1 tRNA gene and 1 rRNA gene are annotated in these 287 nt (G+C 44.3%); both read left to right on the top strand.

The features are described from left to right. Positions 1 to 61, top strand: a 16S ribosomal RNA gene (locus IQO02_RS08405); the annotation flags it as partial. A gap of 64 nt (positions 62 to 125) precedes the next feature. Next, positions 126 to 201: transfer RNA gene (locus IQO02_RS08400), tRNA-Glu, on the top strand. Positions 202 to 287 lie beyond the last annotated feature (86 nt).

Below are 287 nucleotides of genomic sequence, written 5' to 3'. Positions count from 1 at the left end.
GACTGGGGTGAAGTCGTAACAAGGTAGCCCTAGGGGAACCTGGGGCTGGATCACCTCCTTATACGAAGATACCACGATGAGTGTCCACACAGATTGATATGTTTAAACAGTTAAGAGTAACCTATGTCCCGTTCGTCTAGAGGCCTAGGACACCGCCCTTTCACGGCGGTAACAGGGGTTCGACTCCCCTACGGGATACCATCTTTAAGCACATTTATTTAAGTGTTTTTAAAAATGGTTCATTTTATTGAATCAAGCTCTTTAACAATTTGGAAAGCTGACTGATT

The sequence above is a fragment of the Vibrio sp. OPT24 genome, assembly GCF_015163545.1.
GTDB lineage: Bacteria > Pseudomonadota > Gammaproteobacteria > Enterobacterales > Vibrionaceae > Vibrio > Vibrio cyclitrophicus.
The sequence above is the reverse complement of the archived record's forward strand: the minus strand, read 5'-3'. Positions and strand labels throughout refer to the sequence as shown.